The following is a 24,921-nucleotide window of genomic DNA, read 5'->3' as shown; positions in this document are numbered from 1 at the left end:
CATTGTTAGAGGGGGGCGACTGCTAGATACCGTGTTATCAAATCGCTTGGCATAATCGATGGTGTTGTCAGTTATAATAAAATCAGCCAGTGATTTATAGTGTGATGATAATACTTGCTTTTGTCGATGGAAATAAAAAATTGTTAGGATCTTCGATGACCACATCCGCCAATCAGACCCTCAGTCATTTTACCGAACCTGCACGGCCAGCAGGCGAAGTCTCGCCATTAGATATGCCAGTGACAGCGCTGGCGGGTGTTGGGACAAAGGTCGCTGCGCAGTTGGCGCAGTTGAATATCAAGCGGATATTTGATCTGCTGCTTCATCTGCCGCGTGATTATGAAGATCGTAGCCGCTTGGTGGCCATCGCTGATGTGGAGCACGGGCAAGCAGCGTTGATTACGGGACGTGTGGTGCATGTCGATACCAAACGAAATGGCATGACCGTCATTGTCGATGACGATACGGGCACGATTTCTCTGCGATTTTTTAAGGTCTATCGTGGTCTTGCTCAGACCATGAGTGTAGGTACGCGGCTGCAACTTTTCGGTGAGGTCAAAGTCAGCCGCTATGGCAAGCAGATGCACCATCCTGAATATCAGGTGCTAACTGATAGTACTGCCATCACCAATACCGGCCTGCAACCCATTTATCCTACTGTCAAAGGCCTGCATCAAAACAAATTGCGCACCTTGATTAAGCTGGGACTCCAGACGGTGCGCAGCCAAGGTCTGCCGATGACGCTATTTACGCCAGCGGATTTTGCGGTGGTGGCAGATTTGCCGTTGGTGCCTTTTGTGCCAAAACCAGCAGTGACCGCAGAGATAGACTATCCAGACGATATATTTTCAACGCTTGCGCGGCGTGTGCCAGATCATACTCTAGCTCATGGTGCCGATGAGTCCAGCAGCGCTGCTAGTACGGCCAATAATAATGTTTATAACTTGACGATATTTGAAGCATTGGTCCTGCTGCATACCCCGCCCACTTATACCGATGCCAGACAGCAATATCAGCTGCTGACTCAGCTCAGCGCTCGTAGCCACGCGGCGTGTCAGCGCCTTATCATTGAGGAGCTGACCGCCCATCAGTTAAGCTTGCTATATCGTCGCCAGCAGTTGCATCAGTACAAAGCGCCTAAATGTGCCGCTCACAGCCCTTTGGCTGACAAGCTGTTTGCCGCGTTGCCGTTTGATTTGACCGGTGCGCAGCGGCGCGTGCTCACAGACATTACCACAGATATGGCAACGTCGATCCCCATGCTCAGACTGGTGCAGGGCGATGTGGGCGCTGGCAAGACATTGGTTGCTGCAGGCGCGGCGGGCTATGCGCTCGATAGTGGCTGGCAGGTGGCGGTCATGGCACCGACCGAGATTTTAGCAGAGCAGCATCTGTTAAATTTTAAACAGTGGTTTGAGCCATTAGGCATCGGTGTGGGCTGGCTGGCGGGCAAGCAAACCGCCAAGCAGCGCCGCGAAGCGCTAGAGGCAGTAAGTGAAAACACCGTGCAAGTGGTGGTCGGTACTCATGCGCTGTTTCAGGAGCAAGTGCAATTTGCCAAATTGGGCTTGGTCATTATCGATGAGCAGCATCGTTTCGGCGTCGAGCAGCGCATGGCGCTCACTAATAAAGGCGTGGCAGGCAGTACGCCGCATCAGCTGATCATGACCGCGACTCCTATTCCGCGTACGCTGGCGATGAGTGTCTATGGTGATATGGATACCTCTATTATTGATGAGTTGCCACCGGGACGTACGCCCATCACCACCGTGACGATTGACCGTAATCGCCGTGATGAAGTGATTGAGCGTATTGCGGTGAACTGTGCTGCAGGTAGGCAGGCGTATTGGGTATGCTCGTTGGTAGAGGAGTCGAGCGTGCTCGATGCGCAAGCGGCAGAAGCGACATTTGAGGATTTAAGTGCACGCTTAGATATTCGTATCGGGCTGGTGCATGGCAAAATGAAAGCTGCTGATAAGCAAGCCATCATGCAGGAGTTTAAAGCAGGCAATCTTGATTTATTGATTGCCACCACTGTCATCGAAGTCGGCGTCGATGTGCCCAATGCCTCGCTGATGGTCATCGAAAACGCCGAACGTCTGGGACTATCGCAGCTGCATCAGTTGCGCGGCCGCGTTGGACGTGGCTCAACCAAGAGTTTCTGCGTCCTACTGTATCAAAAGCCTTTATCAGAGACGGGCACTGAGCGGCTAAATGTGCTGCGAGATAGCACTGATGGTTTTGTCATTGCCCAAAAAGACTTGGAGCTGCGCGGACCAGGCGAGCTGCTGGGCAAACGACAAACAGGCAATGTCGGCTATTATTTGGCTGATTTGATTCGCGATGAGCAGTTATTTGCTATTGCGCAGCGCTTGGCCAAGCATCTAATAGCAGATCCCGCGCGTAAAGCTGACGTCAGCCAATTAATACACCGCTGGATGCCTGAGGCCAGCCGTTATACCAATGCTTGAGGTGCTTGAGCCGCTTGAGTCGCCTGAAGCGTTTTAAACTGAGGACTTTACAGCTGAAAGCTTTAAAACAGCGGGTAATAAGAGAATAACAAAATTATATTATTCTTAATGGTTTTATAAATTACTATACTAAAAAACAGTAGGTTATGAGTAAATAGCGCAATCATCATTGCTCGCCCTGTTTTATCTTATGATGGCTTGTATTGATAGAGACTACCCATGAATGATTCTGACAAGACGCACCCAAAACCCGTAAACGAGACAGAGCTACCGCCGTACCGTCAACCCAGTACGCCCGCAACCGTTTCAGCAAAACCGCCTTTATGGCTGTGGCCGGTACTGGTGGTGGTACTGGTGTTAGGTGTCTTGTTGGGGAGATATTGGGGTGCTGATAAGACGGCGGCGACGGATACTCCCACTGCGCCTAACGCGTCAAGCAATAAGGTAGGGGATAAGGCGGCTAGTGACGCGCAGGCGGTGCTATCGGTTGAGACAGTAATGCCCAGCCAAGATACGATTGGCAATACCTTGAGCGCCGACGGTACGATTAGTGCCAAAGATACGGCCAATGTCAGTGCCAAAGTCAATGGCGTGGCTGTCGAGCGCGTCTTGGTGGAGGAGGGCGATCGCGTCAAAGCAGGCCAAGTGCTGGCGGTGTTTGATACCGATGCGATGGAGCAGCAGGTGTTGCAAGCCGAAGCCGACGTGGCCGAAGCCGAAGCCACCCTTGCCAATGCCAGTGCCGATGCCGCACGGGTCTTACCCTTGATAGACATCGATGCCATTAGTAGGCAAGAAGCCGATCGCTATCGCACCTCTGAGGTGCGTGCTAGGGCGTCTTTGCAGGCGGCAAAAGCGCGGCTCAACAGTCAGCGTTTGACCTTGGATAACGCTAAGGTCGTCGCGCCAGTCAGCGGCGTCATCAGTGACAAAATGGTGGAGGTCGGCATGGTCGCAGGCGGTGAACCACTATTTACCATCATAAAAGGCGGGGTATTAGAGTGGCGCGCAGATATCGATCCAAAGCTTGTTGGGGAAGTCACTGTTGGCACGCCTGTGCGTGTCAGCCTGCCAGGAGGCGACTCTGTAATGGGGAAAGTCAGTCGCATCGCGCCGACAGCGGACAACAATCGCCAAATCACCATCTATGCTAGTCTAGCGGCCAACGCAAAAGTACGCGCTGGCATGTATCAAACGGGCGAGTTTTTATTGGGTAGCAGCAACACCCAAACCATTCCTAACAGTGCGGTGGTCAGCAATGATGGCTATGACTATGTGATGATGGTCACACAAATCCGCACCGACCACGCAGCGCAAAAAACAGGCCGTATCAAGCAGCAGCGTGTGAGTTTGGGTGAGCGCCTCGGCGATAGTGTGGCGGTCACAGAGCCATTGCCGAGCGACAGTCAAATCGTCAAGCAAGGCGGTAGTTTTTTAAACGATGGCGACTTGGTGCGCATCGTCGATGGTCTGAATCAATCCAATAATAACGCTGATACAGCTTCGCAGGCGCGCTCATGAGCCTAAATGTATCTGCTTACTCGATTAAAAATCCGTTGGTTGCTATTTTGCTGTTTGTACTGCTGACGTTGGGCGGTATTTATGGCTTTATGCAAATGAAGGTGCAGCAGTTCCCTGACATTGATTTGCCTGCCGTGGTGGTGACCGTCACCCTGCCTGGCGCGGCACCTACCCAGCTCGAAAACGACATTGCCAAAAAAGTCGAAAATAAGCTGACCAGTATCGAAGGTGTCAAGCATATTCGCACCACCTTGCAAACCGGCGCTGCCACCATGGTCACTGAGTTTGTCCTAGAAAAAGACATCCAAGAAGCGGTCGATGATGTGCGCTCAGCCGTCGGTGAGGTGCGAGGGGATCTGCCAGCCGCGGCCAATGATCCGATTATTACTAAGGTCTCAACCGCAGGGTTTCCGGTGGTGACTTATTCTGTCGCCGCAGAAAACATGAATGTGGCAGATCTGTCTTGGTTCGTTGATGATACAGTCACCAAGCGGTTATCTGATATCCCTGGTGTCAGTACCGTTAGCCGTATCGGTGGCCTGCAGCGTGAGATCACCGTGGCGGCGGACCCGATTGCGCTCAGTGGTTTAAAGTTTCCCATCTCTCAGCTATCGCAGCAAATCGCTGGGATTCAGCAGGACAGCTCAGGCGGTGAAGCCGAGGTCGGTAAAACCACGCAAACCATTCGCGTGCTTGGGGCGGTCGAGCGCGCAAGCGACTTAAACGACCTACAAGTGGCCGTGCCGACAGGTGGCACGCAAGCGCTTGGACGTATGGCGCAAATCACCGATGGTGCTGCTGACCCAAGTTCGATTGCTAAGCTCGATGGGCAGACGGTGGTGGCGTTTAACATCACCCGCTCGCGCGGTGCCAGTGAGGTCGAGGTCATGGAGCGCGTCGATGCCGAGCTTGCCAAACTGGCGGCCGATACAGGCAATATCAGTATCGAAAAAGTCTATGATCGAGCCACCCCTATCGCCGAGGATTATCAAGCATCACTGCGTATGCTGATAGAAGGCGGGTTATTGGCCGTCGTGGTGGTGTTTTTATTTTTGCGCAATATCCGTGCGACCATTGTTGCAGCTGTGGCGTTGCCATTGTCCGTTATTCCTACCTTTTTGGGCATGTATCTGTTTGGCTTTAGTCTCAATATTATTTCCTTATTGGCATTGTCATTGGTGATTGGGGTGTTGGTCGATGATGCCATCGTAGAGGTCGAAAACATTATTCGTCATCTGCGTATGGGCAAGACGCCTTATGAGGCGGCGATGGAAGCGGCTGATGAGATTGGTCTGGCAGTCGTTGCTACTACCTTTACCTTGATTGCTGTGTTTTTGCCGACGGCCTTTATGGGCGGTATTGTTGGGCAGTTCTTCCGTCAGTTTGGTTGGACAGCGGCTTTGGCGATATTTGCGTCCTTGATGGTAGCGCGACTGATCACGCCGATGATGGCAGCTTACGTACTGCGGCCAGAAAAAAATCGCGTGGAAAAACAAAGCGCGCTGATGGATTGGTATCTTAAGATTGTTTCATGGACCTTACGACAACGCTGGATAACCATCGGCGCAACTTTGGTGCTGTTTGTCGCTTCATTGATGCTGGTGAAGTTGCTACCGACCTCCTTTATTCCTGACAATGATATCGATCAGACGCGTGTTGAGATTGAGCTGACGCCAGATGTGGCGCTCGAAGATACCGAGCGCGTGGCAGCGATGGCCAGTGAGCGTATCTTGGCCATGCCCGAAGTGACCAATATCTTTACCTCGGTAGGGGAGGCGCAAGCTGCTATGGAGCCCAGTTCTGGTGGCAAAGCCGAAAATATCGCAGGGCTAGATATCGTCCTTGCGCCGCGAGCAGAGCGTATCTCTAAGCAAGAGATTGAGCGCAAAATCAGTCATCTGCTCGCGGAGGTACCTGGCGCACGCTTTACCGTTGGTCTATCGAGCGGCGGCGAGACGGGCTATAACTTTTCTTTGACCAGTACCAATCCAGAGGTGCTAGAGCAGACCGCCCAGCAGATTATGACCGAAATCCGAGCGCTGCCCAGCGCCGGCGCAGTGACCAGTGACCGTAGCCTGCCGAGGCAAGAGCTTACGGTTATGCCTGACAGACTGGCGATGGCAGATAAAGGCGTCACCACGCAAGATATCGCTACCACGCTACGAGTGGCGACAGTCGGCGACTATGAGCAGCGCTTATCTAAGCTTAATCTCGATACTCGGCAGATTCCTATTGTGGTGCGACTGCCTGATGTCGCCAAACAAAACGTCAGCCAATTAGAAGGCCTATACGTGCCAAGCGCGCTGCCTGCAGGACAAGGGGTACGCGTGGGCGAGGTGGCCGATCTAAACTTTGGGACAGGCCCGGCCCAGATCAACCGGCTCGATCGTGAGCGCGCCATTAGTATTACTGTGCAGCCTTCTGATGGCGAGCTTGGCGACTTGGTGCAGGCGGTCAAGTCGGTACCAGCGATGCAGACGCTGCCGCCATCGATTACCATCATTGACCAAGGTCAGGCAGAAAACATGGCAGAGCTGTTTAGTGGTTTTGTCATCGCCATGTCGGTCGGTGTGGTCTGTATTTTGGGCGTGCTTATCTTATTATTCGGCCGTATATTGCAGCCCTTTACCATCCTGATGGCGTTGCCGCTTTCGATTGGTGGTGCGTTTGTGGGTTTGGTCATTACCAATAGTAGCCTGTCGATGCCATCGATGATTGGCTTTATTATGCTCATGGGTATCGCCACCAAAAACTCTATCTTATTGGTGGATTATGCCTTGATCGCTCAGCGCCGCGGCTTGGCTCGTTTTGATGCCATCATTGATGCTTGTCGCAAGCGTGCGCGCCCAATTATCATGACGACCATCGCCATGGGCGCAGGGATGCTGCCTTTGGTATTTGGGTGGGGCGATGCCGATCCGACGTTCCGTCGCCCGATGGCCGCAGCTGTGTTGGGCGGCCTTGTCACCTCGACACTACTGAGCTTGGTAGTGATTCCGGTGGTATACACATTGATGGATGATTTATCGGGATGGTTTGCCAAATGGTTGACGCCGAGTGGCAAGCCGCAGTCGAGCACTGATAAGCACACTTAAATAAGGATTTTTTCGGGCTTACTTGGCTAAGTTTAGTCGTTCTAAGTGCCTATTGTTACCAATAACGCGGCAAAAAAGAGTTCTGCCCTCCACTCGAGCATCGCTCTCGCATTGCGAACGGGCAAAGCAGTGTCTTTTGTGAAGGTTTGACACGCCCTAGAGGTGAGCAAGACAATTGAGCTGAGGGTACCAGTGATTGAACTCTCATAGCCGCTCACTTAACCTGCATAGATGAATTAAATTCATCTTATATTTAAATAACATCGTTTTTATTCATGTGAGGTTCAAGGTATGATTCATCCCATACACAAATTAGCTTTTATCTGAAGCCTCGAGACGAGAGCTATCAGAGTAGTAAAGGGGACTATCATGACTCAGCCATTTACCTATACCATATCTCGCATACGTTTTGATGAACACTATCAGCCTGCCGACAGCACGCGACTAACGACAAACTTCGCCAACTTGGCACGCGGCGCAAGTCGTCAAGACAACTTACGCAAAACCTTGAAAATGATCAACAACCGCTTTAATGATTTAGCGCATTGGGACAACCCTCATGCCGACCGTTACTCAGTAGAAGTCGACATCATCTCGGCAGACTTAGACGTGGCAGGCGACGGTCATACTTTCCCCAGTATCGAGATGCTACAAACCACGATTGTCGATCACAAGGATAACTCCCGTATCAGCGGTATGGTCGGCAATAGCTTCTCATCCTACGTGCGCGATTATGACTTTAGTGTGTTACTGCCAGCGCATTTTGCCAACCATCCAGAATCAAAGCCGCCAGCGGAGTTTGGTGTGCTGCATGGTAAGCTGTTTCAGCATTTATTGCGTTCAGAGGCTTACCAATCTCAGTTTGATAAGCAGCCGGTGATTTGCTTGAGTGTGTCCAGTAAGAGAACCTATGTGCGTACGGGCAACCAGCATCCGGTATTAGGGGTGGAGTACCATCAGGATGAGTATTCGTTAACCGATGATTATTTCCATAAAATGGGTCTTACGGTGCGCTACTTTATGCCGACAGGAAGCGTAGCGCCATTCGCATTTTATTTCGCCGGTGATTTGCTCAGCGACTACAGTGATCTTGAGCTGATTAGCGCGATTGCGACGATGGAGACGTTCCAGAAGATTTATCGCCCTGAGATTTATAATGCCAACTCCAGAGCAGGCGCGGTCTATCAGCCCAGTCTCAATTACCAAGACTACTCAAAGACGCAAGTGGTGTATGACCGTGAGGAGCGCAGCCAGCTGGCAGTGAAGCAAGGCAAGTTCACCGAAGAGACATTTATTACGCCTTATCAAGATATCCTAGATGAGTGGGCAGCAGGCTTTGCAGTAGACAAAAGCGCTGATGAACAAGTGGCTTAATAGAGCTTTAGATATTAAATATTACGATACAAAAGATGAGACAACATGGATATATTATTACCAACTTCAACCGCTGGCAGCTTGCCAAAGCCTTCTTGGTTGGCAGAACCTGAAAAAATTTGGTCGCCGTGGCAACTTGACGGTGAAGAATTGCTTCAGGCAAAACAGGATGCGCTGCTAGTATCGCTACAAGAGCAAGTGCAAGCAGGCGTCGATATCGTCAGTGATGGCGAGCAAACCCGCCAGCATTTTGTGACTACATTTATTGAGCATCTAGATGGCGTCGATTTTGAAAACCGTAAAACCGTTAAAATTCGTGATCGCTATGAAGCAAGCGTGCCATCAGTCGTGGGTGCGGTGAGCCGTCAAAAGCCAGTATTTGTGGACGATGCAAAGTTCCTACGCACGCAAACCGATCAGCCGATCAAATGGGCATTGCCTGGGCCGATGACTATGATTGATACGCTGTATGATGGTCACTACAAGAGCCGTGAAAAACTGGCATGGGAGTTTGCTAAAATTCTCAATCAAGAGGCCCGCGAGTTAGAAGCAGCAGGCGTGGATATTATCCAATTCGATGAGCCGGCGTTTAACGTCTTTTTCGATGATGTCAACGACTGGGGTATCGCTACGTTAGAGCGCGCTATCGAAGGCTTAAAATGCGAAACGGCGGTACATATTTGCTATGGCTACGGCATCAAAGCCAATAACGATTGGAAAAAAACGTTGGGCTCAGAGTGGCGTCAGTATGAGCAAGCGTTTCCTAAATTGCAGCAATCTAATATCGATATCGTCTCATTAGAATGTCAAAACTCGCATGTGCCAATGGATTTGATAGAGCTCATTCGTGGTAAAAAAGTGATGGTTGGTGCAATCGATGTCGCCACTAATGATATTGAAACTCCTGAGGAGGTAGCCGATACGCTACGCAAGGCCTTACAGTTTGTCGATGCGGACAAGCTGTATCCCTCGACCAACTGCGGTATGGCGCCGTTGTCTCGTGAGGTGGCACGCGGCAAACTACATGCGCTGAGCGCTGGTGCGGCAATCGTGCGGCAAGAGCTGAGCGTTTAGCAAAACTTAACAAGTTTTGACTTGTTTAAGCTTATGAGTGGCCTCAGTTAACAAGGTACTTATAGATTTAACGTTTCTCAGGATTGTAGTAATGATAAAAGATATGATTGAAGCCACTGATTTTAGAGATGCCATGGCGCTATTGCCCACGGCGGTCAATGTGATCACCACCAATGGTCCGTCAGGCACTCATGGGTTCACTGCCTCGGCGGTATGTAGCGTCACTGATACACCGCCGACACTGCTGGTATGTATGAATCAAGCCGCGCGCTCACATGGGCATTTTGTGGATAATAAAGTCTTGAGCGTCAATGTGCTTGGTGCCCAGCATGAACACTTATCCAATGCTTTTGCTTCTAAACTAAGCTCAGATGAGCGCTTCGAGCAAGGAGTTTGGACTGAGCTTGTGACAGGCGCGCCTATCCTGAAAGATGCGCTAGTGAGCTTTGATTGTGAGATTGAGCACATTCAAGAAGTGGGTACGCATAGTGTGCTGATGTGCCGAGTGGTCGCTATCAAACCTCCAGAATCCCCAAGCGGGCAAGATGAGAGTTTAGTGTATTTTAACCGTGCTTATCATTACGTCGGTCAAGTTGAGCTTGTATAAGTCATAACTGGCATTAATATAGAGCACTTGCTCAGAAAATAAATCTATATAAGAAGACACTATCCCGTGGAACTACTCATTTTTTTAATCATAGGTGCACTAGCAGGTTTTGCGGCCGGGCTTTTCGGCGTGGGCGGTGGCACCATTATCGTACCGCTGTTATTTATCGTCTTTACCCAAATGGGCTACGATGCCGATACCATTATGCATCTGGCTTTGGGGACGTCGCTTGCGACCATCATCGTCACTTCGATCAGCTCGCTGATGGCGCATAATAAAAAGGGCGGCGTTATGTGGCCGGTCTTTAAAAATCTAGCACCTGGTTTGGCGCTAGGGTGTTTTTTGGGAGCAGGGATAGCAGGGCAAATATCAGGGTTATATCTGCAGCTGATTGTCGGGGTGTTTTTACTGTGGGTCGCTTATAGAATGTTTACCGCTGGTAAAAGACGTACACATATGAGTGATGCGAGTCATACGCCTGTGGCATTACCGTCTAAACCCAAGCAGCTCGCAGCAGGCGGCGTCATCGGTATTGCCTCAGCTATCTTTGGGATTGGCGGTGGCAGCTTAACGGTGCCGTATCTCACCCGTTATAATGTGGTGATGCAAAAAGCGGTAGGCACCTCAGCGGCGTGCGGTCTGCCGATTGCGGTTGCAGGCGCTCTAGGGTTTATGTTCTTTGGGATGCAAAAGCAAGTAGATGTGCCCAATACCATCGGCTTCGTGCATATTTATGCCTTTTTGGGCATTGCGAGTATGAGCTTTTTTACCGCTAAAGTTGGGGCAAAAGTCGCTCATATGCTCTCACCGCCACTGTTAAAGAAGTGCTTTTCGATATTGTTATTCGTAGTGGGACTTTATTTTCTGTATAAAGGGCTGGTTTAGAGAATGATATTTGTATAATAGGGCGTGTTCTCTTTAGAGTGAGAACACGCCCTAATCATATTATTTTGGCTAACAACGTTCACTAAACCCTTTGTGATCTAGTAATGCTAGATAGTAAAGGGTTAGTGTTATATAATGGTTAATTCATAAAAAACATTTAAAATCAATAATTTGTATCATTCAACCGTCACTGATTTTGCGAGGTTACGAGGCTGGTCGACATCTGTGCCGCGCATCACGGCCACATGGTAGGACAGCAGCTGCACAGGTATGCTATAGACGATGGGGGCCAGTATCTCGCAAACCTCAGGCACATAGACCACGTGCATTCTATCTTCTGCAACCATCTTGCTCTCTTCACTGGCGAAGACAAACAGCTCGCCATGGCGCGCATGCACCTCTTGCATGTTGGCTTTGAGTTTATCAAACATACTGTCTTTTGGCGCGAGCACCACGATTGGCATGTCTTTATCCACCAAGGCTAATGGGCCGTGTTTTAGCTCGCCGGCGGCATAGCCTTCAGCGTGGATATAAGAGATCTCTTTTAGCTTCAATGCGCCTTCTAGTGCAATAGGAAATTGTAAACCGCGACCTAAAAACAAGCAGCTTTTCTTATATTCAAAATGCTCGCTCATGACTTTGATCGGCGCATCGAGGTGTAAGCTGGCATGCAGTTGGCCACGCAGCGCTTGTAATTTCTCTAGCAGCGTGCTCAGTTTCTCGTCTGTCATGCGCGCTTGGACGGCGCCTACCTTTAACACCAGCAGCATCAAGGCGGCCAGCTGAGTGGTAAAAGCTTTGGTGGAAGCGACACCAATCTCAGGGCCCGCCAGCGTCGGCAAAAAGATATCGGTCTCGCGCACCAAAGACGACGTCGGTACGTTGCACAGTGCCAAGCTCACAAGACCGGCTGGGGTGTGTTTTTGAATATCGCGTAGCGCCGATAAGGTATCGGCTGTCTCACCAGACTGCGAGATGCAAATGACCAGTGTGTTATCGACGACGACCGGATTGCGGTAGCGGAACTCACTAGCCACTTCGACTGAGCACGGCACACGAGTTAGACTTTCAAACCAGTATTTTGCCACCAAACCTGCGTGATAACTGGTACCACAAGCGATGACTTGGACCTGTTTAATGCCTTTTAACAGTGCTTCATGGCGCTGTAAAAAATCATCACGCAGCTTAGATGGCGCATCGCTATCTACTGCCATCTCAATGGTACGAGCAACTGCATCTGGCTGCTCGTAGATTTCTTTGAGCATATAATGTCTGAACTCGCCTTTATCGGCATTATGCTGGGCGGCGTCAATCTCATGTATTTGACGTTTTACTTTTACACCGTCTGCATATACGTCAATACTGTCGCGTGTCAGCTTGGCGATATCGCCTTCTTCTAGATACATAAAGCGGTTGGTCACGGGCAGAAGTGCTAGCTGATCGGACGCGATAAAATTCTCGCCGATCCCCACACCGATGACCAATGGCGAACCTAGGCGCACGGTAATCAGCTCGTCTGGGCAATCGATATGCACAATGCCAAGGGCAAAAGCGCCGTGCAACATGGGAATGACCGCACGCACCGCTTCTAATAAGTCAGATGTGGTTTTATAGATATCATTGATTAAGTGCGCAACGACCTCGGTATCGGTCTGTGAGGTAAACTCGTAGCCTTTTGCTACCAGCGTTTCTTTAAGCTCGGCATAGTTTTCCACAATACCGTTATGCACCACCGCGATCTTACCAGAGATATGCGGATGGGCGTTGCGCTGGGCAGGCTCGCCATGTGTCGCCCAGCGGGTATGGGCAATACCGATATGACCATCAAAAAACTCAGGATTGACGGCGACGGCATCGACTAAGGCTTGTACCTTGCCCACTTGGCGTTCTCGATGTAGCTCGCCATCACGAATGACCGTTAGGCCAGCAGAGTCGTAGCCGCGGTATTCTAAACGTTTTAGTCCTTCAAGTAAGATATTGGCGATATTACGCTCAGCAACTGCTCCAACGATTCCGCACATAATTATTCCTTAAATTTTATGTTCTCATACCATGTGATTTGAAAAGATGCCAATACATGGATAATCATTAATCTGTAAATATAAATAAACAGCACCACAAATTATTGTCGTACTGTCTTAGTGGTCTTACTATCGTTTTTATCGAGTTAACGATCACCGCCGTCTTTATTTTTTAGTTGGACGCTGAAAGTTCTCTTTTTGCGTTTGCCGAGCGCGGCCAAACGCTAAGGCACTGGCATCGACATCCTTGGTAATCACCGAGCCTGCCGCTACAGTCGCTGTATCACCGATGGTAACCGGCGCCACCAAGCTAGCATTGGAGCCGATAAAGGCGTTGTCCTCGATGATGGTTTGTGACTTATTGGCACCATCATAATTACAGGTAATGACACCTGCACCGATATTGACGCCTGTTCCGACAGCCGAGTCGCCCACGTAGCTTAAGTGATTGACTTTGCTGCCCTGACCGATGGTGGATTTTTTGATTTCGACAAAATTACCGACTTTGCTCTGGTCTGCTAGTACGCTTTCAGGACGCAAATGCGCAAAAGGCCCGACATCGACACCAGCGCCAATCTTGGCATGATCAATGACGCAGTAGGGTTTGATATGACAAGCATTGCCGATATGAGCGTTTTTGATGACGCATCCTGCCTCAATATAGACATTGTCGCCTAAGGTACAATCACCCTCAAACACCACGCCAACATCGACAAACACATCTTGACCGGCGCTTAGGGTTCCTCGAATATCGACACGACTAGGATCGGCAAACTGCACGCCGGCTTCTTGTAAGTCGGCGACTAACTTTCCTTGCCACGTCCGCTCTAAGCTGGCGAGCTGCTGACGGTTATTGACGCCTTCAATCTCAAAGGTATGCTCAGGCTCGATCGCAGCGATGGCGATACCATCGGCCACGGCCATCTTGACGATATCTGTCAGATAGTATTCTTGTTGGGCATTGTCGTTTGATAGTTTTGGCAAGTATTTATGAAGCAGGGCATTATCGACGCAGTAAATGCCGCTATTGATCTCTTTGATGGCTTGCTCATCAGCGCTGGCATCTTTTTGCTCAACGATGGCCTCGATATTACCGTTGTTGTCACGTTTGATGCGACCTAGCCCAAATGGGTTATCTACCGTTAGCGTCAGCATCGACATGCCATCGGTGTTGGCCGCTTTTAATGCGGTTAACGTCTGGCAACTGACCAATGGTACATCACCATAAAGAATCAGACTTTGACCGTCTTTTGGCAAATCAGACAGCGTGACCTTGACCGCATGCCCGGTCCCTAGCTGCTCAGTTTGCGCCACCCAAGTAAGGGCTGACTGGGCATACTGGGTGGTGATTTCAGCTTTGACTTGCTCGCCGCCAAAACCATGCACGATGATGGTCTCATCGACCGTCAGCTGGTGACAGGTGTCTAAAACGTGAGCGAGTAAAGACTTGCCAGCCAGTGTCTGCAGGACTTTGGGTTTGGCCGACTGCATACGTGTGCCTTTACCCGCTGCTAGGATAATTACCGAAAGAGGAGAAGTCATAATGGCCTACAAATGTAACAAGATGTGATTTGAATTATAACGTAAATGCGTAACCAACCAAACTGCTAAGTCGTGACATCTTTGTAACGTCTTATTTGCAGCGTCACGAAATGTGCTAACGACTCATAGCAGCATCAGTTAGCAAGCGATAATACGCTACTATAAAGAACAATCCAAACAATTGCCGCCATGATGCCTGCGATGATGTCATCGAGCATGATACCTAAGCCACCGGCGACTTTTTTATCTGCCCAGCCGATCGGTGGTGGCTTGATGATGTCAAAAAAACGAAACAGGATAAAGGCGATAAGAAGCGCGATGAAAGAAGAGGTTTGGCTGATATTTTGCCAAAAACTGCTATCGGCAACGCCCATATAAGACATCGGCAGCAAGGTGAGCCACATACCTGCCCATTCATCCCAGACGATATGCGGATCATCATGGACACCCATTAGCTCTGAGCTGCGATCACAGATCCAAACGCCAATGACACAAGACAAAAGGGTAATAATCAAAAAGGCAGTAAAGCCTAAGCTTAATAAAGGAATAGCGACAATCAGTCCACCAACCGTGCCCCAGGTGCCAGGTGCGTGGCGCGGCAGGCCGCTACCTAAACCTAATCCTAGCCAATACACAATAGTATCGAGGGTACTTGCACCCGCTGGCAGCGGCGGGCAGTCATTGGCTTTACTAATATCAGGTTTGTGCAGGTCGTCAGTCATGGGCTAACCTATAAAATGTTGATAACCCGTCAGCGTGGGCCATGTAGCAAAAGGGGCAGGGTGCGTCGGTGTAACCTGCTGTCCTTGATAATACAGCTCAGCATGCACGTTGGTTGCCGTGTCTGCCTTGGCCAATGCTATCACCTCGCCAATACAAGTCACTGGCGTGTCACTGATATCGTTGACGGGTGGCTCGATATCAGCAGGTAAAGTAAAAGCCAGCTCGTAGTCGTCGCCACCTGCCAGCTGGCATAGTAAGCGCTCAGATATATCCACGCTCGCTAACGCTTGGCTGGTTGGCAGCTGCTCTAAATCAAGACGTATGCCAACGCCACTTTGCTCGCAGATATGTCCAAGGTCTTGATACAGACCATCAGAGATATCGATCATCGCTGTGGCGCCCACTTTGGCCAGCGCGGTTCCTAAGGTGATACGCGGCGTCGGCATGTGCAAGCGATGCGCCAGTGCTATGCCTTGGCTGCTATCAGGATGCTGCAGCGCATATGCGGCATCCCCAAGCGTGCCTGATACATAGACTTTATCACCGACTTGCGCGCCTGAGCGATAGACGGCTGGTGTATCAGCGGCTAAAAACCCTTGCGCGCTAACGCTTAACACTAAGTTATCGCTGCGCGTGGTATCACCGCCTATCAGGGTCACGCCAAAGAGCTGGCAGGCATGAAACAAACCCTTGGCAAATTCAGTGAGCCAAGTCTCATTTACCAAGCGCTCAGGCAATGCCAGCGCCAACAAAATACTGTGCGCCGCCGCACCCATCGCAGCGATATCTGAGACATTGACCGCGACCGCTTTATAGCCAATTTGAAAGGCTAATTGATTTACTTCATCGCAATCGGCGCTAAAATGCCGCCCTTGAACGAGAGTATCAATGCAGCTGACCAAGCGCGCGCCTGTAGGCACGCTCATCACCGCCGCGTCATCACCGATGCCTTTTTCGACGTCCGTTGCCGTGCGTGCTGGCGATATTTGCATCTGTGCAAAGATGCGCTCGATCAGCTCAAATTCATTCATGGTTAGTCTTTACTTTTTTCGTCTGAATTGACAAGGTTTGAGTCCTGTAGCCCAACATCGGCGGCAGTGCTCTCAGGGGTAGGCGCGGCTGCTGCCTCATTATGTCCCTGTGCACTGGCTTTTTTACTGGCTCTATAATCACTGATATTTGCCTGAGCCTTGTTAGCACGTGGCCGTTTAATGGCTTTATTGGCACTGAGACGAGGTTTGCCAGTTGTGGTCGGCGTTTCGCTAGTGTCGTCAGCGTTAGTGACAGCCTTGGTTTCATCAGTAGTTTGCGGCTGCGGCTGTGCGGCGGGTGCAGCGGCTTTTTGTGAGCTACGGCGGTTGGCCTTGATGTCGGCCTGTACTTCGATGTCGCGCAGATCTGTGGCCATTTTATCGAGCACTGCGTTGATTAACTTGTGCGCGTCAGTGGCGCCAAAGTGAGTGTTGAGCTTCATTGCTTCATCTAGTACCACTTTATAAGGAATCTCTAAGCGGTTTTGCAGCTCGTAGGCACCAATCAATAAAATAGCATGCTCAACGGTGTCTAATTTATCGATATCGCGATCGAGATGCTGACTGATAAGCGCATCTAATGCCTCGATTTGCTCGGGAATATCGCGCATCATTTCGTGATAGTAGCCGATATGTACCGTATGCATGGCATTGGTCGCACGGGTGCGTGCGGCGATATCGTGCGGCGCATTGTCTTTCCAGCCAAGCTTACCGTCTTTATCAAAACGACGGTCGGTGACCAGCCATTCATATAAGCCTTGCATGGCAAAGCGTCTTGCTTTGCGCACAGCGGTGTGACTGGTCTTATAAGAAGACTCACTCATATCAAATTTTTGCTCACCTGCACTGCTGCTTGCGAGACGAGTCGCTTCAGCTTGTTGGTCATTGGTTTGTGCGGTTTTTGCAGCGTTGATGGCGCGCTTGAGTTGGTCAGTCATAGGGGGTAAATACCTGAATGTTAAGTGGCTATTTTGAGTAACTGCTTTTATTAACTATTTTTTGATTGACTGTATTCATCAATTATTTAACGACTATTTAATATAGATACCAATAGCGTCAGGGTACAATCAGCTTGATTGTAAAAAATAGCCTGTGATAAGAAAAGCATAGACGTTTGAACTAAAAATGTTAAATAGTAATCGACTGGCAGATGATGACAATCGAGTGTTAAAGCAAAATTGCAGCGTTTTGTCGGCAGTGCCGCGAGCTTTAAGACACTGACGCCACGAGTTTTTAACCTATCAGCGCCAATCAAAAACAGTAAAACAATAAACAGTAAATAATAAATCTATAAAACGACTGCGATATGGTAGATTCAATTTAAAAATGTTATAGCGCTACTGGTATAAACTTTCCTTGCGTGCTGTATACACAGAGGCTGCGAAAAATTCATCCCAGTCGCGCTTTGGAACTTATGCCAGTTTTGTTTTCAACTGACTATACTACGCGACTACGCGACTACGCGTCATTATCGCTGTCGTAATCGTCATCAACATCTAACTGTGATAAAACCGCTAGCATCTCAAGGACGACCATCGCCGCTTCCGAGCCTTTGTTACCCGCTTTGGTGCCTGAGCGCTCAATCGCCTGCTCGATGCTGTCGGTGGTGATAACACCGTTGGCCACAGGAATATTATAATCAATCGCAACGCTGCTCAGACCCTTGGCAGACTCGCTAGCGACAAAGTCAAAATGTGGCGTGCTACCACGGATGATCGCGCCGAGCGCAATGATGGCATCAAAACGATCTGACTCAGCGGCACGCTGGGCAACGAGTGGTAGCTCAAAGGCACCTGGTACACGAATCACAGTGATGTTGCTGCCCAATACGCCATGACGTAATAGGGCGTCGATAGCACCGTCGACTAATGACTCAACGACAAACCCATTAAAACGGCCAACGACGATACCGATACGCGCCGCTTCGTTTTGATGCAAGTTACCATCGATATGGGTAATATCATTGCGCTGCTGCTGTAAATTTGACATAAAAAATCCTTTGAATAAGTAGCATTATAAGCAAAATTTTTGTACAAAATCTCGATTGTTTTCAATAGTTAACTGACAAAAATAAATAAGTAGCGCTATGATAACATTTTTTGTCAAGGCAGTTGTATTTTACCAAGCTTATAGGCGCATGGGTATGCCTTGTGCTGCCATATAGGCTTTGGCTTCCGATATGGTGTATTCGCCAAAGTGAAAGATACTGGCCGCCAGCACCGCATCGACGCCGCCTTCAAGTACGCCATCGACTAAGTGCTGTAGATTACCGACACCGCCTGAAGCGATAACCGGAATGTTGACCTGATCGGTAATATGCTTCATTAGTGCTAAATCATAGCCTTTTTTGGTACCATCACCGTCCATCGACGTGACCAATAGCTCGCCTGCGCCAAGATCGGCCATTTTGCTTGCCCAAGCGACGGCATCAATGCCAGTCGGTTTGCGCCCGCCATGGGTAAAAATCTCCCAGCGCGGGGTGGGGATGCCATTCACCTCTACGTCAGCCACACGTTTGGCATCGATGGCGACGACGATACATTGATTGCCAAATTTCTGCGCCGCCTCTCCGACGAACTCAGGCGTGAAAACTGCTGCTGAGTTAATCGCCACCTTGTCCGCGCCAGCATTAAGCAGGTTACGAATATCAGCAATTTTGCGCACGCCGCCGCCCACAGTTAAGGGGACAAACACCGTCTCCGCCATACGCTCGACGGTATGATAGGTGGTATCACGTTCATCGCTGGTGGCAGTAATATCCAAAAAAGTAATCTCATCAGCGCCTTGTTCGTTGTAGCGCTGCGCTACTTCGACAGGGTCGCCAGCGTCTTTGATATCGACAAACTGTACGCCTTTGACCACGCGGCCATTGTCCACGTCCAAACAAGGAATGATACGCTTTGCTAACATAGGGTCTTTCACCTTATAATCAATTCAACCATAAGCGCTAGTCTAGCAAAATCGCTGCCATATCAGGCAGGTTTTCACAAGATTATTATGCTTTTTATGATGGTTCGCTGATGCGTGGGACGATTATTGTCATTAGCGTCCAGATTTATTCTATTTATCTTCTTATCCAATTGCCAAAGTGAGATGTCATGTCCGTCTATACCCAGTTAACTGATGATCAATTTGCCGCCTTTTGCCAACGTTTTGGCGTGTCATTTGCCCGCGCCATTCCAATTACCCAAGGCATCAAAAACTCTAACTGGTTTATTCAGACTACCGATGATGCTGAGGGCGATTACTCTTACGTCTTCACCTTGTTTGAAGAGCGTCCGCCAGAAGACATCGAAAAAATGGCAGTGATATTAAATCAACTAGATGGCAAGCTGCCGGTCGCTGCCCCGTTGGCACTGGTAGCATTAGGTGCTGATGATAACGCTGATACGAAAAAACGCTATGTCATTCATTATGAGGACAAAGCAATCACCTTGGTGCCGTGCTTGTCTGGCGCGCATCCGCAAGAGACCACGCCTGCGATGTGTCATGAGATCGGCGCGGCGTTAGCGATGCTGCATGAGACCTTGCAAGCGCTACAACCGGCACAAGACTACGGCGTGCCCCTCTATCCGTGGAGCGAGGTGCGCGACCGTGAAATGCAGTTTATGCCCGGCGATGAAGCCAAGCTCATGCGCGATATTTGGCAAGCTTATTCAAATCTACCTCTGACCGACTTACCAAAAGGCTTGTGTCATCTTGATATGTTCGCTGACAATACCCTATGGGACTTGACTAAAGGGCAGGAAAAGCTAACAGGTCTATTAGATTTTACTGAGGTCAGTGTCGAGCACTATGTGATGGATATCGCCATTACCATCAATGATTTTTGTACCACGTGGGGTGATGCTGAGCAAGGCGAGCTGGTACATTTTGATCGTCGTAAGATGGCAGCGTTTTTAGAAGGATATGAGTCAAAACGCGCGCTAAACCGCGATGAAAAACGCGCGTTACCTGTTATGCTTGCCAAAGCGGCGGTGATTTTCTGGCTTTTGCGTCTTAATGTCATTCATTACAACCGTACCGAAGGTCGGACGGGCGACAATATCATGGTGAAAAATCCTGACCTTATGAAGCGTCTGGCCGCTTATCACTGGGCGCATGTCGAAAAAGCGCAAAAGACGGTATTTGTATTGTCAAGTGATAAGAGTGACAATCAACTCATAGGTATATTTAGTGATATCACCCACGCTGAGCAAGCGCGTGCTACTTTAAGTAATCGTCGTGACATCAGCATCAAAGAATATACGCTCGATCAATTGGCGTAAGTTTTTTTGCTCAATACCATTTTTTGCATCCAAACCACAGAGGCGACCCTATGACCGATCAAGTTGATAACTGGCACAAACTGGCACGCTATGACACCAATATGCAAGGTGAGCTGCATGCCAATCTGCTGCGTAATAATGGTATCACGGTGTCCTTGCAGCCGCTAAGCGCGATGCCAGGGATGAATTCAGGTATTGTGCTGTGGATACAAGATACCGAGCTGGCGCATGCCAAACGTATCTTGGACAGTATCGATACCGAAGGCGCGACGCCCTATGAGATGTTTGATGAAGGGGCAGAAAATGGCGCAAGCGCGACTGTACATCCTACCAAAAACGACGACCATAACGACAATCATGATGGTGATCTATAAATGTGTCAGCTTTTAGGAATGAACTGTAACACCCCAACCGATATTGGCTTTAGCTTTGCAGGGTTTCGTCGTCGCGGCGGTATGACGGACAGTCATGAGGACGGTTTTGGTATTGCTTTTTTTGAGCGTAGCGACTGCACCAATAATGGCGAGACGGCAAACGACTCAACAGGGCTACGTCTGTTTCATGACAACCGCCCAAGCCACCTGTCGCCAGTCGCTGATTTGGTCAATAACTATCCGATTAAGGCCATGAATGTCATCGCCCACATTCGTAAAGCCACGCAGGGACAAAACTGTCTGGCAAATACCCATCCTTTCGTCCGCGAAGTCTGGGGCGAGCAGTGGGTATTTGCGCATAATGGTCAGATGAATAAAGCCTTTATCGAGCGCTGTCAGCGGCTACAAGACAATGGTAACGCCGGGCATTGTCAGCCTGTCGGCAGCACCGACTCAGAAATAGCGTTTTGTTATCTGGTCAATCGCTTAAAAAGCACTTTTAAGACCCGTCCTGACGACCAGACGCTGTTTAACTTTTTGACCACGCAGTGCCGTTATTTGTCGGCCAACGGTTTGTTTAATTGCCTAATCTCCAACGGCCGCTGGCAATTGGCGTATGCCGGTAGCTTATTGTTTTATCTCACCCGCCAAGCGCCATTTGGCGAAGCGAAACTGGCGGACGATGACTTGGCGATTAATTTTAGCGATGTCACCACCGATACCGATAAGGTGACGATTTTGGTGACCGTGCCATTGACTGAAAATGAAAAATGGCAACAGTTGGCGGTCAATGAGTGTCTGATATTCTCTGAGGGTGAGATTATTTATAAAGACAGTCCAAGCCAGCGTAAGTTTTTGACCATTGACGAAGGGATTGCGGTGGCACGTGCGGTAGGGGCGAGTGTATAGTCGATACACTCTAAAAATGTCATAGCGCTACTGGGATGCTATTTTTAAACGTAGGTTGCGCAGCCTCTGGGAACGCAGCACGCAAGTAAAATTTATACCAGTAGCGCGTTTAAATCCATAACAGTTTTACATTCAGCTAACTATATAGCGCTGGCAGGCACTGTATCGGTTTTACAGTGAATTAACTATATAATCCACAACAACGCTTAAACTTCTCACCCGAGCCACAAATACACGGCTGTTTCTGTGTGACAGTCATAGGAACGGTCGGGTCGAGAAAATACCAACGCGCATCATGATGGGCTTTATTTACTAACTTTACAAAGGCCGACAACTCGTGATGCGCTTGCAAGCCATTAGGCGTTCTAAAATAAGCTTTAAATTCAACCTGCGCGTGTCGTTTGCCAAGCTTTGCTCTGTGTTCTACAACCTCTAATCCTGCCCAATCGGTCTTAGTGGCCCATTCCTCAATTGCTGTCACATCAAGTAAGCTTTGCTGCGCGGGTAGTGTGGTTTTGACGATGTATTCTGGCTTGATAAGCACAAAAGCACTATAACGCGTGCGCATCAGACGCTCCGCCGTTTCTGCCTGTACGCCGTCAGTTTTATCCGCTTCTTTATTTAACAGGCTGTCATGATAAGGCTGACAGCAGTCTTTATAAAGTAGGGGCGCGGTGGTGGTCTCTGACGCGGGGTTGATTTGGCAAGGGCAGGTTTGGAGGGCGGCAGAAGTCGACATAGTGTACTCTCATTATTTATCATTTTTTGCTGGTAGAGGCGGCCTTAACTTCGCCAGCCTTTGATCAATTCTGGCCATAGACCGAGCTTAAGCTTTGCCCAAGCTGCAGGATCACTGACCTGCTGCCAAAAGGTGTCAAACGGCGGCGCTATATATAACAATAACGCCAAAATAACGTATAGCAGCAAATACCACCATTTGTCTTTATGCTGATAAAACTTCATCGCCGTACCCGACGAGCGCTTCATTTTCATATTGGACAAATTGACGCTATACAACTCATCTAGAGCCAAATGCACCATCGCGCCACCAAATAAAAACAGACCATAAAACCAACTGGTTGTCAGCGGTAGATGCAGACCATAATAGCTTAGACAGGTTAACCCCAGTCCAAGTATCGCCATATAAGGCACAGAGTGGATAACGCCGCGATGTACGGTCATGGTGGTAAAGATATGAAAGATCACATAACGCATAAAACCATAACCCGCCAGCCATAATGCGATCAATGCCAGCAAGCTCAAATCACTACGCCAATGCATGACCAAGCCAAAGGCAAAGACAAACGAGGTAATATTAAAACCCAGCTTAATCGGTGTTGAATTATCTGAATCCAAATCTGGTAGCAATCCACCAATGGTACCAAGCGCCACGCATACTAAAAACCCTGAATCATCAATCAATCCAGCTTTATAAACCGTCAAACTCAGGGTGCCGCTGACCATAAAAGCGACATTTAAGTGGGTATTAAAATTTGCCATAAAAACTCATCAATAAATAGCGCGCGAACACAACGTTTCGAGCTGCCCGTCTAGCCGTAAAAAAGCGCACCATGATACCATAAGCCGCCCATCGCCTATGAGAGATAGTTTGATATGACTGCCAGTAATCTGCCTCCTTTGCATCGTTTAGATGCGCGTTTTGACAAGCCTTTGCCAAACGATTCGTCTATACAGGCGTCAGCCGTAGCGGCAAGTAGACTTGATGACAGCTTTGCCCAGATTGACTGGTGTGCGCCGTGGCTTGGGCATGTGCAGCAGTTAGATGCCATTAGTCAAGCCATCACTCGGCTTAGTGCGGCGAGTAACTGGAGCATGGAGCGCGCTGATGCTCAAAGCTCTGCTCCTGAGACTCAAGCCCTTGATATCAGCCGCACCCAAAACACGCCAGACATCATCGCGAAAGTATTAAATACCGCATTGCATCAGCAGGCAGCTGACGTGCAGCAGCAACTACCGCACACCAAGCCTGCATATAACCATAAGGTGCAGACTTTACAGTTTGTCTCGCAAGACGCGTTGCCAGAGGGCGAGGCTTACGAGAGCTTCATCGGCAGTACGGGCAATATCCCGACGCGTGATAACTTACACGACTTATTTAACGGCAGTATTTGGCTGACTTTTCCTAAGACCAAAGCCCTGCTAAACCACTATCATATGCTTGAGATTGCCAAATGTAGTGAAGAGCCAACTGGCAGTAAAAACCGTGGCCGCGTGCGCGATACCATCACCGTGTTTGATGAGAACGGCGCAATTTTAGTGACCTCTGATACTAGCATTGGTGAGGCTTTGATCGACTTTGATTGGCAAAACAGTCTAGTCAAACCAAGAAGATATTGGGATAAAATGGATAGCCCTAATAAAGAGGCTAAAGCTGCGGTTTATATCTTCGGTCACGCGCTGCTTGAGCAGTTGATCTATCCGCGTAAGCCGTTGTGCGCGCATAGCGTGGTCATTCACGTTAGCCAAGATTTCTTTGCCTTATCAAAGCTTGAGCGTATCAGTTATTTGGATGACAAGCTTAGTGAGTATATGAATGATTTGCTAGCACAAAGTGGCGTCACTCCGCGTCAGCTTGCGCCTTTGCCGATTTTGGGTGTGCCGCATTTTTGGTCCGACAATAGCGAGGTCAGCTTTTATGAGGACGCTTTTGTCTTTCGTAGCGGTCGCCGTAAAAAATAATAAAAATGGATTTGGTTAGCCTCTCATTAATAACTCGCTAACACATTGTTACAGTTACGATTCTGCCACCATATGCCTACGCCTAGACGTTAACAAACGCCTACTTATTTGTTATGGTAAAAGAACGCTGCTACTAACAGCAAAAGGAACGCACACCTATTCTGTTGAGCAAGCGTCTTATTAAAATCAATTAAACTGATGTTATTATTTAAGTAAATCCTGCAGATCTATATTTCTACTTGCCAACTACAAATGTTGTCATGTATGAAAAAGATAGCTCAGACAGATCCATTAGCCACCGTTATAACAATAATTTCTACCCTGTA

The 24,921-nt window shown here is 49.1% G+C and carries 20 protein-coding genes; 11 read left to right on the top strand and 9 right to left on the bottom strand.

Features of this window, described 5'->3' with window-relative positions; genetic code table 11:
• The first annotated feature begins 155 nt into the window (after positions 1–155).
• The 7 genes from recG (at position 156) to ACNFVB_RS00580 (ending at position 11,027) form a co-directional block, all read left to right on the top strand.
• On the top strand, positions 156–2,471 hold the full coding sequence (gene recG, locus ACNFVB_RS00610) for an ATP-dependent DNA helicase RecG (protein WP_430737744.1): 2,316 nt from the start codon (positions 156–158) through the stop codon (positions 2,469–2,471).
• Between the two features lie 219 nt (positions 2,472–2,690).
• A complete protein-coding gene (locus tag ACNFVB_RS00605) occupies positions 2,691–3,992 on the top strand; it encodes an efflux RND transporter periplasmic adaptor subunit (RefSeq protein ID WP_430737743.1) in 1,302 nt (433 codons plus the stop codon).
• Entirely contained in the window at positions 3,989–7,087 is a 3,099-nt protein-coding gene (locus tag ACNFVB_RS00600) for an efflux RND transporter permease subunit (RefSeq protein ID WP_430737742.1), read from the top strand. The genes ACNFVB_RS00605 and ACNFVB_RS00600 overlap by 4 nt, the downstream gene beginning before the upstream one ends.
• 369 nt (positions 7,088–7,456) lie before the next feature.
• Positions 7,457–8,461, top strand: a complete 1,005-nt coding sequence (locus tag ACNFVB_RS00595; protein ID WP_430737741.1) for a DUF1852 domain-containing protein — start codon at positions 7,457–7,459, stop codon at positions 8,459–8,461.
• 45 nt (positions 8,462–8,506) lie between these two features.
• Positions 8,507–9,535 (top strand): methionine synthase, encoded by a 1,029-nt coding sequence (locus ACNFVB_RS00590; protein ID WP_430737740.1) that lies wholly within the window; start codon positions 8,507–8,509, stop codon positions 9,533–9,535.
• Between the two features lie 103 nt (positions 9,536–9,638).
• Entirely contained in the window at positions 9,639–10,142 is a 504-nt protein-coding gene (locus tag ACNFVB_RS00585; RefSeq protein ID WP_025646795.1) for a flavin reductase, read from the top strand.
• A 66-nt stretch (positions 10,143–10,208) separates the two neighbouring features.
• On the top strand, positions 10,209–11,027 hold the full coding sequence (locus ACNFVB_RS00580) for a sulfite exporter TauE/SafE family protein (protein ID WP_430737739.1): 819 nt from the start codon (positions 10,209–10,211) through the stop codon (positions 11,025–11,027).
• 176 nt (positions 11,028–11,203) lie between these two features.
• On the opposite strand, the gene glmS is transcribed toward ACNFVB_RS00580, so the two are convergent.
• The 7 genes from glmS to hisF all read right to left on the bottom strand — a co-directional run bounded on the left by glmS (position 11,204) and on the right by hisF (position 19,254).
• Positions 11,204–13,048 (bottom strand): glutamine--fructose-6-phosphate transaminase (isomerizing), encoded by a 1,845-nt coding sequence (gene glmS / locus ACNFVB_RS00575; RefSeq protein ID WP_430737738.1) that lies wholly within the window; start codon positions 13,046–13,048, stop codon positions 11,204–11,206.
• Between the two features lie 165 nt (positions 13,049–13,213).
• Positions 13,214–14,590, bottom strand: coding sequence for a bifunctional UDP-N-acetylglucosamine diphosphorylase/glucosamine-1-phosphate N-acetyltransferase GlmU (gene glmU / locus ACNFVB_RS00570; protein WP_430737737.1), 1,377 nt, complete (start codon positions 14,588–14,590; stop codon positions 13,214–13,216).
• A 134-nt stretch (positions 14,591–14,724) separates the two neighbouring features.
• A complete protein-coding gene (locus ACNFVB_RS00565; protein WP_430737736.1) occupies positions 14,725–15,312 on the bottom strand; it encodes a phosphatidylglycerophosphatase A family protein in 588 nt (195 codons plus the stop codon).
• 3 nt (positions 15,313–15,315) lie between these two features.
• A complete protein-coding gene (gene thiL / locus ACNFVB_RS00560; RefSeq protein ID WP_430737735.1) occupies positions 15,316–16,344 on the bottom strand; it encodes a thiamine-phosphate kinase in 1,029 nt (342 codons plus the stop codon).
• Positions 16,345–16,346: 2 nt separating this feature from the next.
• Complete coding sequence (nusB, locus tag ACNFVB_RS00555; protein WP_430737734.1) at positions 16,347–17,282, bottom strand: transcription antitermination factor NusB; 936 nt, start codon at positions 17,280–17,282, stop codon at positions 16,347–16,349.
• A 520-nt stretch (positions 17,283–17,802) separates the two neighbouring features.
• A complete protein-coding gene (ribH, locus tag ACNFVB_RS00550) occupies positions 17,803–18,333 on the bottom strand; it encodes a 6,7-dimethyl-8-ribityllumazine synthase (RefSeq protein WP_430737733.1) in 531 nt (176 codons plus the stop codon).
• Between the two features lie 138 nt (positions 18,334–18,471).
• Complete coding sequence (gene hisF / locus ACNFVB_RS00545; RefSeq protein WP_430737732.1) at positions 18,472–19,254, bottom strand: imidazole glycerol phosphate synthase subunit HisF; 783 nt, start codon at positions 19,252–19,254, stop codon at positions 18,472–18,474.
• A gap of 188 nt (positions 19,255–19,442) precedes the next feature.
• Between hisF and ACNFVB_RS00540 the strand changes: the two genes are divergently transcribed.
• From ACNFVB_RS00540 to ACNFVB_RS00530, 3 genes are read left to right on the top strand one after another with little or no spacing between them, the layout of a single operon-like run.
• Positions 19,443–20,612, top strand: coding sequence for a homoserine kinase (locus tag ACNFVB_RS00540; RefSeq protein WP_430737731.1), 1,170 nt, complete (start codon positions 19,443–19,445; stop codon positions 20,610–20,612).
• 50 nt (positions 20,613–20,662) lie between these two features.
• Positions 20,663–20,986, top strand: a complete 324-nt coding sequence (locus tag ACNFVB_RS00535; protein WP_227526354.1) for a hypothetical protein — start codon at positions 20,663–20,665, stop codon at positions 20,984–20,986.
• Entirely contained in the window at positions 20,987–21,895 is a 909-nt protein-coding gene (locus ACNFVB_RS00530) for a class II glutamine amidotransferase (RefSeq protein WP_274632688.1), read from the top strand.
• A gap of 181 nt (positions 21,896–22,076) precedes the next feature.
• Here the strand turns inward: ACNFVB_RS00530 and ACNFVB_RS00525 are convergent, their stop codons facing one another.
• A complete protein-coding gene (locus tag ACNFVB_RS00525) occupies positions 22,077–22,634 on the bottom strand; it encodes a YchJ family protein (RefSeq protein ID WP_430737730.1) in 558 nt (185 codons plus the stop codon).
• Between the two features lie 44 nt (positions 22,635–22,678).
• Positions 22,679–23,395: a metal-dependent hydrolase gene (locus tag ACNFVB_RS00520; protein ID WP_430737729.1), complete on the bottom strand. Its 717-nt coding sequence runs from the start codon at positions 23,393–23,395 to the stop codon at positions 22,679–22,681.
• 114 nt (positions 23,396–23,509) lie between these two features.
• On the opposite strand from ACNFVB_RS00520, the gene ACNFVB_RS00515 reads away from it, so the two are divergent.
• Positions 23,510–24,595 (top strand): DUF3025 domain-containing protein, encoded by a 1,086-nt coding sequence (locus tag ACNFVB_RS00515; protein ID WP_430737728.1) that lies wholly within the window; start codon positions 23,510–23,512, stop codon positions 24,593–24,595.
• Positions 24,596–24,921 lie beyond the last annotated feature (326 nt).

The sequence above is a fragment of the Psychrobacter sp. VH5 genome, assembly GCF_050572635.1.
Lineage (GTDB): Bacteria > Pseudomonadota > Gammaproteobacteria > Pseudomonadales > Moraxellaceae > Psychrobacter > Psychrobacter celer.
This window is presented reverse-complemented; position numbering and strand designations above follow the sequence as displayed.

Excerpts from the sequence above, each read along its gene's own strand:
- ACNFVB_RS00600 (WP_430737742.1), top strand. The coding sequence starts at position 3,989 with ATGAGCCTAAATGTATCTGCTTACTCGATTAAAAATCCGTTGGTTGCT.
- hisF (WP_430737732.1), bottom strand. The coding sequence starts at position 19,254 with ATGTTAGCAAAGCGTATCATTCCTTGTTTGGACGTGGACAATGGCCGC.
- ACNFVB_RS00605 (WP_430737743.1), top strand. The coding sequence starts at position 2,691 with ATGAATGATTCTGACAAGACGCACCCAAAACCCGTAAACGAGACAGAG.
- ACNFVB_RS00520 (WP_430737729.1), bottom strand. The coding sequence starts at position 23,395 with ATGGCAAATTTTAATACCCACTTAAATGTCGCTTTTATGGTCAGCGGC.
- ACNFVB_RS00515 (WP_430737728.1), top strand. The coding sequence starts at position 23,510 with ATGACTGCCAGTAATCTGCCTCCTTTGCATCGTTTAGATGCGCGTTTT.
- thiL (WP_430737735.1), bottom strand. The coding sequence starts at position 16,344 with ATGAATGAATTTGAGCTGATCGAGCGCATCTTTGCACAGATGCAAATA.
- ACNFVB_RS00585 (WP_025646795.1), top strand. The coding sequence starts at position 9,639 with ATGATTGAAGCCACTGATTTTAGAGATGCCATGGCGCTATTGCCCACG.
- ribH (WP_430737733.1), bottom strand. The coding sequence starts at position 18,333 with ATGTCAAATTTACAGCAGCAGCGCAATGATATTACCCATATCGATGGT.
- glmS (WP_430737738.1), bottom strand. The coding sequence starts at position 13,048 with ATGTGCGGAATCGTTGGAGCAGTTGCTGAGCGTAATATCGCCAATATC.
- ACNFVB_RS00535 (WP_227526354.1), top strand. The coding sequence starts at position 20,663 with ATGACCGATCAAGTTGATAACTGGCACAAACTGGCACGCTATGACACC.
- ACNFVB_RS00565 (WP_430737736.1), bottom strand. The coding sequence starts at position 15,312 with ATGACTGACGACCTGCACAAACCTGATATTAGTAAAGCCAATGACTGC.
- recG (WP_430737744.1), top strand. The coding sequence starts at position 156 with ATGACCACATCCGCCAATCAGACCCTCAGTCATTTTACCGAACCTGCA.
- glmU (WP_430737737.1), bottom strand. The coding sequence starts at position 14,590 with ATGACTTCTCCTCTTTCGGTAATTATCCTAGCAGCGGGTAAAGGCACA.
- ACNFVB_RS00595 (WP_430737741.1), top strand. The coding sequence starts at position 7,457 with ATGACTCAGCCATTTACCTATACCATATCTCGCATACGTTTTGATGAA.
- ACNFVB_RS00530 (WP_274632688.1), top strand. The coding sequence starts at position 20,987 with ATGTGTCAGCTTTTAGGAATGAACTGTAACACCCCAACCGATATTGGC.
- ACNFVB_RS00525 (WP_430737730.1), bottom strand. The coding sequence starts at position 22,634 with ATGTCGACTTCTGCCGCCCTCCAAACCTGCCCTTGCCAAATCAACCCC.
- ACNFVB_RS00540 (WP_430737731.1), top strand. The coding sequence starts at position 19,443 with ATGTCCGTCTATACCCAGTTAACTGATGATCAATTTGCCGCCTTTTGC.
- nusB (WP_430737734.1), bottom strand. The coding sequence starts at position 17,282 with ATGACTGACCAACTCAAGCGCGCCATCAACGCTGCAAAAACCGCACAA.
- ACNFVB_RS00590 (WP_430737740.1), top strand. The coding sequence starts at position 8,507 with ATGGATATATTATTACCAACTTCAACCGCTGGCAGCTTGCCAAAGCCT.